Consider the following 14,274-nt stretch of genomic DNA (forward strand, 5'->3'; position numbering starts at 1 on the left):
GCAGGCAGGCGTGCGGAAGCAGCCGTGCGGCCCGGAGGGGCGGCACGGGACGTGACTCGGCTACTGCTCGCCTGCCGGGACGGCCTGCTCGACGCCGAGCAGCACGGCGTCGCGGCCGTCCTCCTCGGAGAGCTGGACCTTGACCGTCTCCCGCAGCGACGTGGGGAGGTTCTTGCCGACGTAGTCGGCCCGGATCGGGAGTTCGCGGTGTCCCCGGTCGACGAGGACCGCGAGCTGTACGGCACGGGGCCGGCCGATGTCGCCGAGCGCGTCGAGTGCGGCGCGGATCGTGCGGCCGGAGAAGAGCACGTCGTCGACGAGCACGACGAGACGGCCCTCGATGCCCTCACCGGGGATCTCCGTGCGTGCGAGGGCACGCGCGGGGCGCATCCGCAGATCGTCGCGGTACATCGTGATGTCGAGTGACCCGACCGGCGTCTTCCGGCCGGTGATCTCTTCGAGCTTTCCGGCGAGCCGGCGGGCGAGGAAGACCCCTCGCGTCGGGATGCCGAGGAGCACCACGTCGTCGGCGCCCTTGGCGCGTTCGACGATCTCGTGGGCGATCCGGGTCAGTACCCGGGCGATGTCGGGAGCCTCGAGAACGGGGCGTGCCGCATTGCCGGTGTGGTCATGCTGTGCGTCCATAAGAAACGGACCTCCTTCTCCGCCTCACTGGACGGACGTTAAAGGACGTCGAAATTGCGTCATCCACGTTACCAGGGCTTGTGCGAGGCCCTGGCCCCGCCCCCGGGAGGCCGCAGTCCGGACCTTTCGGCTTGACGCAGCCAAGTAACGCTGCGTAACCTCACAGTGAGTTACCAGCCACGCGGCCCAGCCGCAGAATGTTCCAGCGTCCGGGGAGCCTTATGTCCAGCGAATACGCAAAGCAGCTCGGGGCCAAGCTCCGCGCCATCCGCACCCAGCAGGGCCTCTCCCTCCACGGCGTGGAGGAGAAGTCGCAGGGCCGCTGGAAGGCCGTCGTGGTCGGTTCCTACGAGCGCGGCGACCGCGCCGTGACCGTTCAGCGCCTTGCCGAGCTGGCCGACTTCTACGGCGTCCCGGTGCAGGAGCTCCTGCCCGGCACGACCCCCGGCGGTGCCGCCGAGCCCCCGCCGAAGCTGGTCCTCGACCTGGAGCGCCTCGCCCACGTGCCGCCGGAGAAGGCCGGACCGCTGCAGCGTTACGCGGCGACGATCCAGAGCCAGCGCGGCGACTACAACGGCAAGGTGCTCTCCATCCGCCAGGACGACCTGCGCACCCTGGCCGTGATCTACGACCAGTCGCCCTCGGTCCTCACGGAGCAGCTGATCAGCTGGGGCGTGCTGGACGCCGACGCGCGTCGCGCGGTCGCCCACGACGAGGGCTGACCCGCCCCACCCAGACACCTACGCCGGACCGGCGGGGCCCTCGGGCCCCGCCGGTCCGGCGTTTTCCGTGTTCCGGCCGGGCCGGTACGCCGAAGGGCCCACGGTCGCGTGCGACCGTGGGCCCTTCGTTCGGCTCGATGCCGCCGGGGGGCTACTGCTCCCGGCGGAGGTTCGGCTTGAGGTCCTTGAACCGGGCCAGCAGGCCGTTCACGAAGGTCGGGGAGTCGTCCGTGGAGAACTCCTTGGCGAGCTGGACCGCCTCGTCGATCACCACGGCGTCCGGCGTCGAGTCCATCCAGATCAGCTCGTACGCCCCGAGCCGCAGGATGCTCCGGTCGACGACCGGCATGCGGTCGATCTCCCAGTCCACGGCGTAGGTGACGATGAGGTCGTCGATGCGGTCCGCGTACTGCGCGTACCCCTCGACCAGCTCCATCGTGAATTCACCGACCGGCGGCTGACGGTCGTCGGTCCGCGAGAGCCGTACCCAGTCCGCGAGGACCGTCTGCACGGACTCACCGCGCTGGTCGGCCTCGAAAAGGATCTGGAAGGCGCGCTTGCGGGCCTTGTTCCGGGCAGCCACGGTTAGCTGTTCACCCGGCCGAGGTAGTCGCCCGTACGGGTGTCGACCTTGATCTTCTCGCCGGTGGTGATGAAGAGCGGGACACCGATCTCGTAGCCGGTCTCCAGGGTGGCGGGCTTGGAGCCACCGGTGGAGCGGTCGCCCTGCACACCCGGGTCGGTGTGCTGGATCGTCAGCTCGACCGCGGCGGGCAGCTCGACGTAGAGCACCTCGCCCTCGTGCTGGGCTACGGAGGCGGTGAAGCCCTCGATCAGGAAGTTGGCGGCGTCGCCGACGGCCTTGCGGTCGACCATCAGCTGGTCGTACGTGTCCATGTCCATGAAGACGAAGTACTCGCCGTCCATGTACGAGAACTGCATGTCGCGGCGGTCGATGGTGGCCGTTTCGACCTTCACGCCGGCGTTGAACGTCTTGTCGACGACCTTGCCGGAGAGCACGTTCTTGAGCTTGGTGCGCACGAAGGCGGGGCCCTTGCCGGGCTTGACGTGCTGGAACTCGACGACGGACCAGAGCTGGCCTCCGTCGAGCTTGAGCACCAGGCCGTTCTTGAGGTCGTTCGTGGAAGCCACGGTTGCGGAATCTCCTGGACTGAAGCTGGTGGACGACAAAGGATGCGCGCCGGAGCCTCCGCGAGGAGTTCCCCTAGAGCGCGAGCAGCTCCTTGGTCGTAATGGTGAGTAGCTCGGGTCCGCCGTCCGCCTCGGGGCGTACGACGAGCGTGTCATCGATCCGGACACCGCCCCGGCCCGGGAGGTGGACCCCCGGTTCGACGGTGACCGGCACGCAAGCGTCCAGTTTACCCATGGCTGCCGGTGCCAACTGCGGGTCCTCGTCGATTTCGAGCCCGACCCCGTGCCCGGTGCTGGGCTGGAGGCACTCCGAGTGACCCGCCGAGTCCAGGAGATGGCGGGCCGCGTGGTCCACGTCACGGTAGGCGGCGCCGGGTACGAGAGCCTCCCGTCCGGCCCTCTGAGCGGCGAAAACAAGGTCGTAGAGCTCGATCTGCCAGTCCGCGGGGCTGGTCCCGATGACGAAGGTCCGGCCGATCTCGCAGCGGTAGCCGCGGTAGTTCGCCCCCAGGCAGACGGAGAGGAAATCGCCTTCCTCGACCCTGCGGTCGGTGGGCCGGTGGCGGCCGAGACCGGAGTGGGGGCCGGTCCCCACGGAGGTGGCGAAGGCCGGGCCGTCGGCGCCGTGGTCCACCAGCCGGCGCTCCAGCTCCAGGGCGAGGTGGCGTTCGGTACGGCCCACCAGGATGGATTCGAGGAGCTCCCCCAGCGCCTGGTCGGTGATCTCGGCGGCGATCCGCAGGCAGGCGATCTCCTCCTCGTCCTTCACGAGGCGGAGCTGCTCCACCGTGGTGCCGAGGTCGCCCAGGCGCAGGCGCGGGGCGACGGAACTCATGGCGCGGTGGCGCGAGACCGTCAGGTCGTGTTCCTCGACCGAGAGGGAGTCGACGCCCAGGCCGCCGGCGAGACCGGCCGCCGTGACGACCGGGTCGCTGTCGGCGTCGGGCAGGACGGTCAGCCGAAGGGCCTCGTCGGGGCGCCCGTGGGCGGGGTCGCCCGTCAGGGCGCGGGGGCAGAGCAGGACATCCTCGCCGGGGCCGAGCAGCAGCACGGCGCCGGGCGGGGCCCCGCCCGCGAGATAGCGGACGTTGGCGGGGCGGGAGACCAGGGCGGCCGCGGATCCGGCGGCGGCGTACCGGTCACGCAGCAGCCCGCGTCGGACGGCGTACACCTCTGACATGTTTCCGAGCCTACGAGCGCGCGGCGGGCCCCGCCCGGTCAGCGCACCCGACCGGGAAAAGGGCCGGTGGACCGCGGCTGCTACCAGGCGGGCGGGCTGGCTATGGAGCGCGCCAGGACGTCGTCGAGGACCCGGGCGGTCGTCTCGACGTCGTAGGTGGAGTTGTCGATGATCGGCAGCCCGGAGCCGTACCAGCCGGCCATGCGGCCGTGGATCCGGGCGACCTCCTCGTCGGAGAGTCTGCGGTTCCCGCTGCGTGCCGCGTTGCGCTCCAGGACGACCTCCAGGCCGGGCAGGAGGACCACGGGCAGCAGTCCCGGGCCCACGTGGCGCTTCCAGCCGCCGAGGCCGACGACGGGCCGGTCGGGGAAGACGGCGTCGTCGAGGATGCAGGAGATGCCGTTGGCGAGGAAGTTACGGGCGGCGAAGCCGCAGGTGCGCCGGGCCAGGCGGTACTGCGCCTCGGAGTGGTCGTTCCAGCCGGCCTGCGGGTCGGCGAAGCCGGAGCAGACCCATTCGCGGACGTCGTCCAGGGAGACGTGCGCGGTGGGGACCCGGCGGCGGCCCGCCCAGAGCTTGGCGACCGTCGTCTTGCCGGCTCCGGCGGGCCCGATCAGCAGCACGGCCAGGGTCGCGGCGCCGGTGCCCGGCTCGGCGGGCGGCGCGGGCAGCGGCACGGGGCCGCCGGGCGGCAGCTGGATGTGCCCCGTGGTCTCCCGGGAGGGCGGCACGGGGGCGTGCTGGGGCGCGGGCGCCTGGGGCTGCGGCCCCGGTGCCATGGGAGGGGGCGGCGGCCCCGCTTGTCCGGGGTGGCCTGAGTGCTGGGCCTGGTGCGTCCACGGCCCGTTCCCGGGACCCTGGGGCGGCGGCAGCGGGGCCCCCACTGCGTGCTGCATCCGGTGCCACTCCGTCTCGTGCAGGCAACTGGCGCTGGTCGACGGCAACCGTACCTCCCCCGGCCGCCACGCTGTGAACGGGCGGGGGAGGCACGAAGTGCCCGGTGTCGGTCGGCCTGTCAGTCCGTCAGTTCGTCGGCCAGGGCCCGCAGGGCGAGCCGGTAGGAGCCGATCCCGAAGCCTGCCACGGTCCCGGTGGCCACCGGGGCGACCACCGAGGTGTGGCGGAATTCCTCCCGTGCGTACGGATTCGAGATGTGCACCTCGATGAGCGGGGCGGTGCGCTGGGCTGCCGCGTCGCGCATCCCGTACGAATAGTGCGTGAAGGCACCGGGGTTGAGAACGACCGGAATCGAACCGTCCGCCGCCTCGTGGAGCCAGCGGATCAGCTCGCCCTCGTCGTTGGTCTCCCGGACGTCGACGTCGAAGCCGAGCTCCTTGCCGAGGGTCCGGCAGGTGTCGACCAGACCGGCGTAGGACGTCGCCCCGTACACGTCGGGCTCGCGGGAGCCGAGGCGTCCGAGGTTCGGGCCGTTGAGCACGAGGACCCTGCGGGTCGTCACGCCGAGACCTCCCCGTAGGCGGAGAGCAGGATGGCGGGGTCGGGGCCCTCCAGCACGGTGGGCTTGCCGATGCCGTCCAGGACGATGAAGCGCAGCAGGTCGCCGCGGGACTTCTTGTCGACCTTCATGTTCTCCAGGAGCTTGGGCCACTGGTCACCGCGGTAGGTGAGCGGCAGCCCGACGGACTCCAGGACCGCGCGGTGCCGGTCGGCGGTGGCGTCGTCGAGGCGTCCGGCGAGCCGGCCCAGCTCGGCGGCGAAGACCATGCCGACCGAGACGGCCGCGCCGTGGCGCCACTTGTAGCGCTCGTTCTTCTCGATGGCGTGGGCGAGCGTGTGGCCGTAGTTGAGGATCTCCCTCAGGCCGGACTCCTTGAGGTCGCTGGAGACGACCTCCGCCTTGACCCGGATGGAACGCTCGATCAGCTCGGCGGTGTGCGGCCCGGCGGGCGTACGGGCGCCCTGGGGGTCGGACTCGACCAGGTCGAGGATCACCGGGTCGGCGATGAAGCCGGCCTTGATGATCTCGGCCATGCCGGAGACGTAGTCGTTGACCGGCAGCGAGTCCAGTGCGGCGAGGTCGCAGAGCACCCCGGCCGGCGGGTGGAAGGCGCCCACGAGGTTCTTGCCCTCGGCGGTGTTGATGCCGGTCTTGCCGCCGACCGCCGCGTCGACCATGCCGAGCACGGTCGTCGGGACGGCGATCCAGCGGACCCCGCGCAGCCAGGACGCGGCGACGAAGCCCGCGACGTCGGTGGTGGCGCCGCCGCCGATGCCGACGATGACGTCGGTGCGGGTGAAGCCGGTCTGTCCGAGCGCCTTCCAGCAGTAGGCGGCGACCTCGACGGTCTTGGCCTCCTCGGCGTTCGGCAGCTGGATCGCGATGGCCTCGTAGCCCTGCGAGGCGAGGTCCTCACGGACGGCCTCGCCGGTCTCGGCGAGTGCCTCGGGGTGCAGGACGGCGACCCGCTTGGCGCGGTCGCCGATGAGGTTGGGCAGCTCGCCGAGGAGCTGGCGGCCGACGAGCACCTCGTACGGGTCGGTGCCTGCCGTGCCGGCGATCTGGATGCGCGTGGTGCCCTGCTCGGTCATGCGTGACTTCTCCTGGTCGGACGGTACGGGTCCGCCTGTACGTTCCGGCAGTTCCAGCGCCTCGACGATCGCCTGGGCGACCTCTTCGGGGGCGCGTTCGTCGGTGGCGACGGTGACGGCGGCCACCTCCTCGTAGAGGGGGCGCCTGGCGTCCATGAGCTCGCGCCACTGCCGTCGCGGGTTGACGGCGAGGAGGGGGCGGGCGGTGTTCAGCCCGACCCTGCGGACGGCCTCGTCCACGTCCATCGACAGGTAGACGACCGGGCGGCCGGCGAGCAGCGCGCGGGTCTCGTCGTCGAGCACGGCACCGCCGCCGAGGGCGAGCACACCGGTGTGCTGGTCGACGGCGTCGCGGACGGCCTGGCGTTCCAGCGCGCGGAACCGCTCCTCGCCGTCGTCGAAGAAGATCTCCGAAATCGCCTTGCCCGCGGTGGCGACGACGTCCGCGTCGGTGTCGCGGTAGGAGGTGCCCAGCCGGTCGGCGAGCAGCTCACCCACGGTGGACTTGCCCACCCCCATGGGTCCGACCAGGACGATCAGCGGGCCGCTCACCGGATCTGGAGGTGGGAGAGGTACGACTGCACGTTGCGGTGGGTCTCGGCGACGCTGTCCCCGCCGAACTTCTCCGCCACCGCGTCGGCCAGCACCAGCGCGACCATCGCCTCGGCGACGATCCCGGCGGCCGGCACGGCGCACACGTCGGAACGCTGGTGGTGGGCCTTGGCCGCCTCGCCGGTCACGACGTCGACCGTGGCGAGCGCGCGGGGCACGGTGGCGATGGGCTTCATCGCTGCGCGGACCCGGAGCAGCTCACCGGTGGTCAGCCCGCCCTCGGTGCCGCCGGAACGGCCGGAGGTGCGCCTGATGCCGTCCGGGGTGGCCACGATCTCGTCGTGCGCCTTGGAGCCGGGCACCCGGGCGAGGTCGAAGCCGTCGCCGACCTCGACGCCCTTGATGGCCTGGATGCCCATCAACGCGGCGGCGAGGCGGGCGTCGAGCCTGCGGTCCCAGTGGACGTGCGAGCCGAGGCCGACGGGGACGCCGTAGGCGAGCACCTCGACGACTCCCCCGAGGGTGTCGCCGTCCTTGTGGGCCTGGTCGATCTCCGCGACCATCTCCTTCGACGCGTCGGCGTCGAGGCAGCGCACGGGGTCGGCGTCGAGCCGCTCGACGTCGGAGGGCTTCGGGTAGACGCCGTAGGGCGCCTTGGCCGCGGCCAGCTCGACGACGTGGGAGACGATCTCGATGCCCGCGGTCTCCTTGAGGTAGGAGCGGGCGACGGCGCCGAGGGCGACACGGGCCGCGGTCTCCCGGGCGCTCGCACGCTCCAGGACCGGCCGGGCCTCGTCGAAGCCGTACTTCTGCATCCCGGCCAGGTCGGCGTGGCCGGGCCTGGGACGGGTCAGCGGGGCGTTACGGGCCTGCTCGGCCAGCACGTCGGGGTCGACCGGGTCGGCCGACATGACCTGCTCCCACTTGGGCCACTCGGTGTTGCCCACCATGACGGCGACGGGCGAGCCCATGGTCAGACCGTGCCGGACCCCGCCGAGGAAGGTGACCTCGTCCCGCTCGAACTTCATCCGGGCGCCGCGCCCGTAACCGAGCCGTCGCCTGGCGAGCGCGTCCGCCACCATCTCCGTGGTGACGGGGATACCGGCGGGAAGACCCTCCAGCGTCGCCACCAGTGCGGGGCCGTGCGACTCTCCGGCGGTCAGCCAGCGCAACCTGCTCAACGGTGCTCCTCATGCTCGCGCCTGTAACTGCAACGGCGCGACCGGGTGCGCGGCCCTGGCCCGCCGCCCCCGATCCTCCCACGATCGGAAGGGCCGCCCTGCCGCCGGTCCAGCAGACGGACGGTGTCGGGCCCGTTTCCGGGCGGGTCTACCGGCCTTCCCGTGCCGCGAGCGCCTGCTCGCCCGCCGCGCGCATCACCGCGAGGGGCGCGGCGCGTCCGGTCATCTGTTCGACCTGGAGAACCGCCTGGTGGACCAGGAGGTCGAGGCCGCCGACCACCGCTCCCCCGGCCGCCGACCAGCGTGCGGCGAGAGCCGTCGGCCAGGGCTCGTACAGCACGTCGAACAGGGTGCCGGGTGCCGTGGGGACCGCGTCCGCCAGTGTGTCCGTGGTGCCGGCCGGGGTGGTGGCGATCACCAGGGGGGCGCGCAGGGCCTCTGTGGCCTCCGCCCAGTCCGCGATCCTGACGTCCACACCGAGGCGTTCGCCCCAGCCACGCATCTCGTCGGCCCGCGCCGCGCTGCGCACGTAGGCGGTGACCGGTCCGGTGCAGACCACCGAGAGCGCGGCCAGCGCCGAGGAGGCCGTGGCACCGGCGCCCAGGACGGCGGCGGACTCGACCTTCTCGACCCCGCGTTCGTGCAGGGCGGCGACCATCCCGGGGATGTCCGTGTTGTCACCGAGGCGGCGGCCGTCCTCGGTGAACACGACCGTGTTGACCGCCTCGACCGAAGCCGCCGTATCGCTGACGCTGTCCAGCAGCGGGATGATCGCCCGCTTGAGCGGCATGGTCAGGGAGAGCCCCGCCCAGGAGGAGTCCAGCCCCTCGACGAAGCCGGGGAGGGCCGCCTCGTCGACGTCGAAGCGCTCGTAAGACCAGTTCTCCAGGCCGAGCGCCGCGTACGCGGCGCGGTGCAGGGCCGGGGAGAGGGAGTGGGCGATGGGCGAGCCGAGTACGGCGGCCCTGCGGGGTGTACTCACTGGTCTGCCTTGTTCTCTTCGTACTTCTCGCGGTTGCGCTCGTGTTCCTTGTTCGTCACCGCGAACACGGTCTTGTCCTCGGTGACGGACACGAAGTAGTACCAGGGGCCGGGCGTGGGATTCATCGCCGAGTGCAGCGCATCCGCGCCCGGATTGGAGATCGGGCCGAGCGGGAGTCCCTTGATGCTGTACGTGTTGTACGGGTCGTCGATCTTTCGCAGGTCGTCGACGGCACCCACATCCAGCGTGCTCTCGGCGCGGATGTAATTGATCGTCGAGTCGAATTCGAGCCTGCCGACGGTTTCGAGGTTGTCCGGCTTGAGCCGGTTGTAGACCACCCTCGCGACCTTGTCGAAGTCGTGCTTGTACTTGCCCTCTTTCTGGACCAGGCTCGCCACCGTGATGACGTCGAGCGGTGAGTCCAGATTCATCTTCTTCGCGTTCTGCTCGAGATCGAGCTTCCCGTATTCCTTGTTCGCCCGGGTCACCATCTTCTTCAGCACGTCCTCGGGCTTCGAACCCTTGGGGACCGCGTAAGCAGCGGGGAAAAGGAACCCTTCCAGCGGATCCTTGATCTTGGGATCGTCATCCGCCCATTCGGGCAGGCCGAGACTCTCGGCCTTCGTCTTCGCGATCCCCGCTGTGGTGCCGGTCTTCAGCTGGAGCCTTTTATCGATCTTCGCGTAGATATCGGAACTGCTCGTTCCCTCAGGAATGACCAGCGCATTCTGGCTCTTCGGGTCCAGCATCAACTCGATGGCACTGTCGGCGGACATCTCCTTCTTCAGGAGATAGACACCCGCCTGCAGGGACCCTCCCTTGGGATTCCCGTTCTGCGCCGAGACGAAGGCATCGACGGACTTGACGACGCCCGCCTTCTTCAGGATGTTCGCGATCTCGTTGCCGAGAGCCCCCTCGGGGATCTCCACCTCGACCGACCCCGTGCCCGACCCCGCGTAGTCCGGCGCCTCGCCGAACTGGCTCTGGTAGTACGAGTACCCGACGTAGGCCACCCCGCCGAGGCCACCGACCAGGACCGCCGCGACGCCCAGGCAGGCGCAGCCGTTGCGGTTCTTCTTCTTGCCCTTGCCCCGGCGCTCGCCGCCGCCCCGGCGGGACTCGCGTGGGTCGTCGTCGTACTCGTCGTCCTCGTCCCGGGAACGGGACCGGGAGCGCGAGTCACGGGTGTCGGCCGGTTCGTCGGCGCCCGTGAAGAAAGGATGCGTCTCCTCCTCCGGCACGTCCGGGTCCCAGTCCTGGCCCTGCTGACGCGCGGGCTCCTCGCGGTGGCCCGGGGGCTGCGGCGGGGGGTAGGCCTCGGGGGTGCCGTAGGGGTCCGCCTGTTCGCCGTAGCCGGGGTTGTTGTCGTACCGGGGCTGCTGCGCCCCGTACGGCATCGCCGCCTGCTGGCCGGTGTCCCAGCCGCCGTCGTACTGCGGCTGCTGGTGCGGCTGCTGGGCGTACGGGTCCTGCTGGTCATACGGGTCGTGCGGGGCGTGCTGCGGCTGCTGGGCGTAGGGGTCCTGCTGCTGGTACGGGTCCTGCTGCGCACCGTACGGCTGCTGGTGCTGCTGCTGGTACGGGTCCTGCTGGTAGCCCTGCTGGGCGTACGGGTCCTGCGCATAGGGCTGCTGCTGGCCTTCGTACTGGCCCTGGCCGTGGGCGGCCTGCCGGCCTGCCCATCCCTGGTCCCCGTACAAGGGGTCCTCGGGATGCCACGGTTCGGAGCCGGGGCCCCGGCCATACTCAGTCATCGATCCCCTTGAGCCGCGAGACGAACGCTCCGTCTCTTCGCTTTGCTGTGCGGTGTCTGTTCGAACACCGGCGCATCGCGCGGAACGTTACCGTATCGCGATCAGACAACCACTTCGACGCCCTCGCCCGGGGGGGTGCCTGACGCCCGTTCGGACTCCAGAGCGTTCTGGAGGATCACCACAGCGGCAGCCTGGTCGATGACAGACCGGCCCTTCTTGGACTTCACGCCCGAAGCGCGCAGCCCCTGAGTGGCCGTCACTGTGGTCATCCTCTCGTCCAGAAGACGTACAGGAATCGGTGCGATGGCGCGGGCGAAGACCTGCGCGAAGGCACGGACCTTGGCGGCCGCCGGGCCTTCGCCGCCGCCCAGCGAACGGGGCAGGCCGACGATGACCTCGATCGGCTCGTACTCCTCGACGATCAGGCCGAGCCGCCGGTGGGCGGCCGGGACGTCGCGTCCCGGCACGGTCTCCACCGGCGTGGCGAGGATCCCGTCGGGGTCGCACGAGGCGACCCCGATCCGGGCGTCACCGACGTCGATGGCGAGTCGGCGTCCACGGCGCATCTGCGACATGTCCGGCGTCACGCCGTCTCGGTGACGAGGCGTTCGACAGCGGCGACGGCGTCACCGATGGCGTCCGGGTTCTGGCCGCCGCCCTGGGCGACGTCCGGCTTGCCGCCGCCGCCGCCACCGAGGGTCTTGGCGGCGGCGCGCACCAGCTCACCGGCCTTGAGGCCGCGCTCGCGGGCCGCCTCGTTGGTGGCGATGACGGTCAGCGGGCGGCCGTTGGCCGTGGTGAACAGGGCCACGACGGCCGGCCGGCCGCCCTGGATGCGCCCGCGCACGTCGAGGACCAGCTTGCGCAGGTCGTCGGCCGAGGTGCCGGACGGCACCTCTCCGGTGACCAGGGCGACGCCGCGTACGTCCTTGGCGGACTCCACGAGCCCGGCGGCGGCCTGGAGGACCTTCTCCGCGCGGAACTTCTCGATCTCCTTCTCGGCGTCCTTCAGCTTGCCGAGCATGCCGGAGATCTTCTCGGGGAGCTCCTCGGGGCGGCCCTTGAGCAGCTCCTGGAGCTGGGCGACGACCGTGTGCTCCTTGGCGAGGAAGTTGTACGCGTCCACGCCGACCAGGGCCTCGATACGGCGGACACCCGAGCCGATGGAGGACTCACCGAGCAGCTTCACCAGGCCCAGCTGGGAGGTGTTGTGGACGTGGGTCCCGCCGCACAGCTCCTTGGAGAAGTCGCCGATGGTGACGACGCGGACCCGCTCGCCGTACTTCTCGCCGAACTCGGCGATGGCGCCCTGCTTCTTGGCGTCGTCGATGGACATGACCTCGGCCTGGACGTCGAGCTCCCGCGAGAGGACCTCGTTGATCTTCTGCTCGACGTCGGTGAGGACCGTGCCGGGTACGGCGGCGGGCGAGCCGAAGTCGAAGCGGAAGCGGCCCGGCGAGTTCTCCGAACCGGCCTGGGCGGCCGTGGGGCCGAGCGCGTCACGCAGCGCCTGGTGCGTGAGGTGCGTGGCGCTGTGGGCGCGGGCGATGGCACGGCGGCGGGTGACGTCGATGACGGCGAGGGCGGAGGAGCCGACCGTCACCTCGCCGACCTGGACCGAGCCCTTGTGCACCGAGACGCCGGGAACGGGCTGCTGCACGTCGCGGACCTGGATGACGGCGCCGGTGTCGAGCCGGATGCGCCCCTGGTCGGCGAGCTGGCCGCCGCCCTCGGCGTAGAACGGGGTGCGGTCGAGGACGACCTCGACCTCGTCGCCCTCGGTGGCGGCCGGCGAGGGCAGGCCGTCGACGAGCAGTCCGACGATGGTCGACTCGCCCTGGGTGGCGGTGTAGCCGGTGAACTCGGTGACGCCGGAGTTGTCGGCGACCTCACGGTAGGCGGACAGGTCGGCGTGCCCGGTCTTCTTGGCCTTGGCGTCGGCCTTGGCGCGCTCCCGCTGCTCCTTCATCAGGCGGCGGAAGCCGTCCTCGTCGACGGAGAGGCCCTGTTCGGCGGCCATCTCCAGCGTGAGGTCGATCGGGAAGCCCCAGGTGTCGTGGAGCAGGAACGCCTTGTCGCCGGCGAGGACCTTGCCGCCGGCGGCCTTGGTCTCGGTGACGGCGGTGTCGAGGATGTTCGTGCCGCCCTTGAGGGCCTTGAGGAAGGCGGCTTCCTCGGCGAGGGCGACCGTCTCGATGCGCTTGCGGTCGGTGATCAGCTCCGGGTACTGCTGCCCCATGGTGTCGACGACGACGTCGACGAGGTCGCGGACGACCGGGCCGGTGGCGCCCATGAGCCGCATGTTGCGGATGGCGCGGCGCATGATGCGGCGCAGGACGTAGCCACGGCCCTCGTTGCCGGGGGTGACGCCGTCGCCGATGAGCATGACCGACGTGCGGATGTGGTCGGCGACGACCCGCAGGGAGACGTCGGAGCCCTGCTCGGCGCCGTAGCGGACGCCGGTGAGCTCGGTGGCCTTGTCCATGACGACGCGCAGGGTGTCGGTCTCGTACATGTTCTGTACGCCCTGGAGGATCATGGCGAGGCGCTCGAGACCGAGGCCCGTGTCGATGTTCTTCGAGGGCAGGTCACCGAGGATCGGGAAGTCCTCCTTGCCGTCGCCGGCGCCCCGCTCGTACTGCATGAAGACGAGGTTCCAGATCTCCACGTACCGCTCGTCGTTGACGGCGGGGCCGCCCTCGACGCCGAACTCCGGGCCGCGGTCGTAGTTGATCTCGGAACACGGGCCGCAGGGGCCGGGGACGCCCATGGACCAGAAGTTGTCCTTCTTGCCCAGGCGCTGGATGCGCTCGGCCGGGACGCCGATCTTCTCGCGCCAGATCTGCTCGGCCTCGTCGTCGTCCAGGTAGACCGTGATCCAGAGGCGCTCCGGGTCGAGGCCGAAGCCGCCGTCCGCCACGGAGTTGGTGAGGGCCTCCCAGGCGAACTGGATGGCCCCTTCCTTGAAGTAGTCCCCGAAGGAGAAGTTGCCGCACATCTGGAAGAACGTGCCGTGCCGGGTGGTCTTGCCGACCTCTTCGATGTCCGGCGTACGCACGCACTTCTGCACGCTGGTGACGCGCGGAGCGGGCGGCTTGACCTCGCCGAGGAAGTAGGGCTTGAAGGGAACCATGCCCGCGGGGACCAGCAGCAGAGTCGGGTCGTCCGCGATGAGCGACGCCGAAGGCACGACGGTGTGACCGCGCTCCTCGAAGAAGCTCAGCCAGCGGCGGCGAATTTCAGCCGACTCCATCAGTAGTCCTCATTCCGGTTGTTCGGGTTGTAGGGGAGTGTGCGGTGGAGGGCCGGTTCGGGTTCGGCGGGTGCCTCGATACCGAGGGCGCCGCCCAGTTCGGCCTCGCGCCTGACCATGCCCTCGCGGACGTCGAGGGCGAAGTCCTTCAGCTTGTGACCCGCTTCGAGCGCCTTGTCGGCGGCCTGCGCCGCGAGGCTCTCGGGGGTCAGCTGGCGGATCTTGCGGTTGACCTTGGTGGTGGCCCAGACACCGGCGGCTGCGCCGGCGGTGAACCAGAACGTACGGCGGAACATCGCTGGT

14 protein-coding genes are annotated in these 14,274 nt (G+C 70.8%); 1 reads left to right on the forward strand and 13 read right to left on the reverse strand.

Annotation, left to right across the window (positions count from 1 at the left end):
• Positions 1–60: 60 nt before the first annotated feature.
• Positions 61–645, reverse strand: coding sequence for a bifunctional pyr operon transcriptional regulator/uracil phosphoribosyltransferase PyrR (gene pyrR, locus JKV81_RS11035; protein ID WP_099176869.1), 585 nt, complete (start codon positions 643–645; stop codon positions 61–63).
• Positions 646–866: 221 nt separating this feature from the next.
• On the opposite strand from pyrR, the gene bldD reads away from it, so the two are divergent.
• Positions 867–1,367, forward strand: a complete 501-nt coding sequence (gene bldD / locus JKV81_RS11040) for a transcriptional regulator BldD (protein WP_014157378.1) — start codon at positions 867–869, stop codon at positions 1,365–1,367.
• Positions 1,368–1,518: 151 nt separating this feature from the next.
• Here bldD and nusB read toward each other — a convergent pair whose 3' ends face one another.
• The 12 genes from nusB to JKV81_RS11100 form a co-directional block, all read right to left on the reverse strand.
• Positions 1,519–1,950, reverse strand: a complete 432-nt coding sequence (gene nusB / locus JKV81_RS11045; protein ID WP_073751719.1) for a transcription antitermination factor NusB — start codon at positions 1,948–1,950, stop codon at positions 1,519–1,521.
• 2 nt (positions 1,951–1,952) lie between these two features.
• Positions 1,953–2,519 (reverse strand): elongation factor P, encoded by a 567-nt coding sequence (gene efp, locus JKV81_RS11050; RefSeq protein WP_014044814.1) that lies wholly within the window; start codon positions 2,517–2,519, stop codon positions 1,953–1,955.
• A 73-nt stretch (positions 2,520–2,592) separates the two neighbouring features.
• Positions 2,593–3,699 (reverse strand): M24 family metallopeptidase, encoded by a 1,107-nt coding sequence (locus JKV81_RS11055; RefSeq protein ID WP_147985623.1) that lies wholly within the window; start codon positions 3,697–3,699, stop codon positions 2,593–2,595.
• A gap of 80 nt (positions 3,700–3,779) precedes the next feature.
• The gene (locus JKV81_RS11060) at positions 3,780–4,595 is read right to left on the reverse strand and encodes a Pro-rich N-terminal domain-containing protein (RefSeq protein WP_099176867.1); all 816 of its coding nucleotides are present in this window, start codon (positions 4,593–4,595) and stop codon (positions 3,780–3,782) included.
• Between the two features lie 119 nt (positions 4,596–4,714).
• Positions 4,715–5,158 (reverse strand): type II 3-dehydroquinate dehydratase, encoded by a 444-nt coding sequence (aroQ, locus tag JKV81_RS11065; protein ID WP_124279745.1) that lies wholly within the window; start codon positions 5,156–5,158, stop codon positions 4,715–4,717.
• Positions 5,155–6,801 (reverse strand): 3-dehydroquinate synthase, encoded by a 1,647-nt coding sequence (gene aroB, locus JKV81_RS11070; RefSeq protein ID WP_129261343.1) that lies wholly within the window; start codon positions 6,799–6,801, stop codon positions 5,155–5,157. The genes aroQ and aroB overlap by 4 nt, the downstream gene beginning before the upstream one ends.
• Positions 6,798–7,982 carry a chorismate synthase gene (gene aroC, locus JKV81_RS11075; RefSeq protein WP_124279743.1) on the reverse strand — a complete coding sequence of 395 codons (1,185 nt, stop codon included), beginning with the start codon at positions 7,980–7,982 and terminating at the stop codon, positions 6,798–6,800. Before aroC ends, aroB begins: the two co-directional genes overlap by 4 nt.
• 148 nt (positions 7,983–8,130) lie before the next feature.
• Positions 8,131–8,964, reverse strand: coding sequence for a shikimate dehydrogenase (locus JKV81_RS11080; RefSeq protein WP_202075578.1), 834 nt, complete (start codon positions 8,962–8,964; stop codon positions 8,131–8,133).
• Positions 8,961–10,718, reverse strand: a complete 1,758-nt coding sequence (mltG, locus tag JKV81_RS11085; protein ID WP_202075580.1) for an endolytic transglycosylase MltG — start codon at positions 10,716–10,718, stop codon at positions 8,961–8,963. The genes JKV81_RS11080 and mltG overlap by 4 nt, the downstream gene beginning before the upstream one ends.
• 101 nt (positions 10,719–10,819) lie before the next feature.
• Positions 10,820–11,293 (reverse strand): Holliday junction resolvase RuvX, encoded by a 474-nt coding sequence (gene ruvX, locus JKV81_RS11090; RefSeq protein ID WP_187327287.1) that lies wholly within the window; start codon positions 11,291–11,293, stop codon positions 10,820–10,822.
• An 8-nt stretch (positions 11,294–11,301) separates the two neighbouring features.
• Positions 11,302–13,971, reverse strand: coding sequence for an alanine--tRNA ligase (gene alaS / locus JKV81_RS11095; RefSeq protein ID WP_129261349.1), 2,670 nt, complete (start codon positions 13,969–13,971; stop codon positions 11,302–11,304).
• Positions 13,971–14,267 (reverse strand): hypothetical protein, encoded by a 297-nt coding sequence (locus JKV81_RS11100; protein ID WP_129261351.1) that lies wholly within the window; start codon positions 14,265–14,267, stop codon positions 13,971–13,973. Before JKV81_RS11100 ends, alaS begins: the two co-directional genes overlap by 1 nt.
• Positions 14,268–14,274 lie beyond the last annotated feature (7 nt).

Source organism: Streptomyces silvae (assembly GCF_016745505.1).
Classification (GTDB): Bacteria; Actinomycetota; Actinomycetes; order Streptomycetales; family Streptomycetaceae; genus Streptomyces; species Streptomyces silvae.

Bases quoted from the DNA above. Each gene is read 5' to 3' on its own strand.
- pyrR (WP_099176869.1), bottom strand. From the start codon at position 645: ATGGACGCACAGCATGACCACACCGGCAATGCGGCACGCCCCGTTCTC.
- bldD (WP_014157378.1), top strand. From the start codon at position 867: ATGTCCAGCGAATACGCAAAGCAGCTCGGGGCCAAGCTCCGCGCCATC.
- JKV81_RS11055 (WP_147985623.1), bottom strand. From the start codon at position 3,699: ATGTCAGAGGTGTACGCCGTCCGACGCGGGCTGCTGCGTGACCGGTAC.
- JKV81_RS11060 (WP_099176867.1), bottom strand. From the start codon at position 4,595: ATGCAGCACGCAGTGGGGGCCCCGCTGCCGCCGCCCCAGGGTCCCGGG.
- mltG (WP_202075580.1), bottom strand. From the start codon at position 10,718: ATGACTGAGTATGGCCGGGGCCCCGGCTCCGAACCGTGGCATCCCGAG.
- ruvX (WP_187327287.1), bottom strand. From the start codon at position 11,293: ATGTCGCAGATGCGCCGTGGACGCCGACTCGCCATCGACGTCGGTGAC.
- alaS (WP_129261349.1), bottom strand. From the start codon at position 13,971: ATGGAGTCGGCTGAAATTCGCCGCCGCTGGCTGAGCTTCTTCGAGGAG.
- JKV81_RS11100 (WP_129261351.1), bottom strand. From the start codon at position 14,267: ATGTTCCGCCGTACGTTCTGGTTCACCGCCGGCGCAGCCGCCGGTGTC.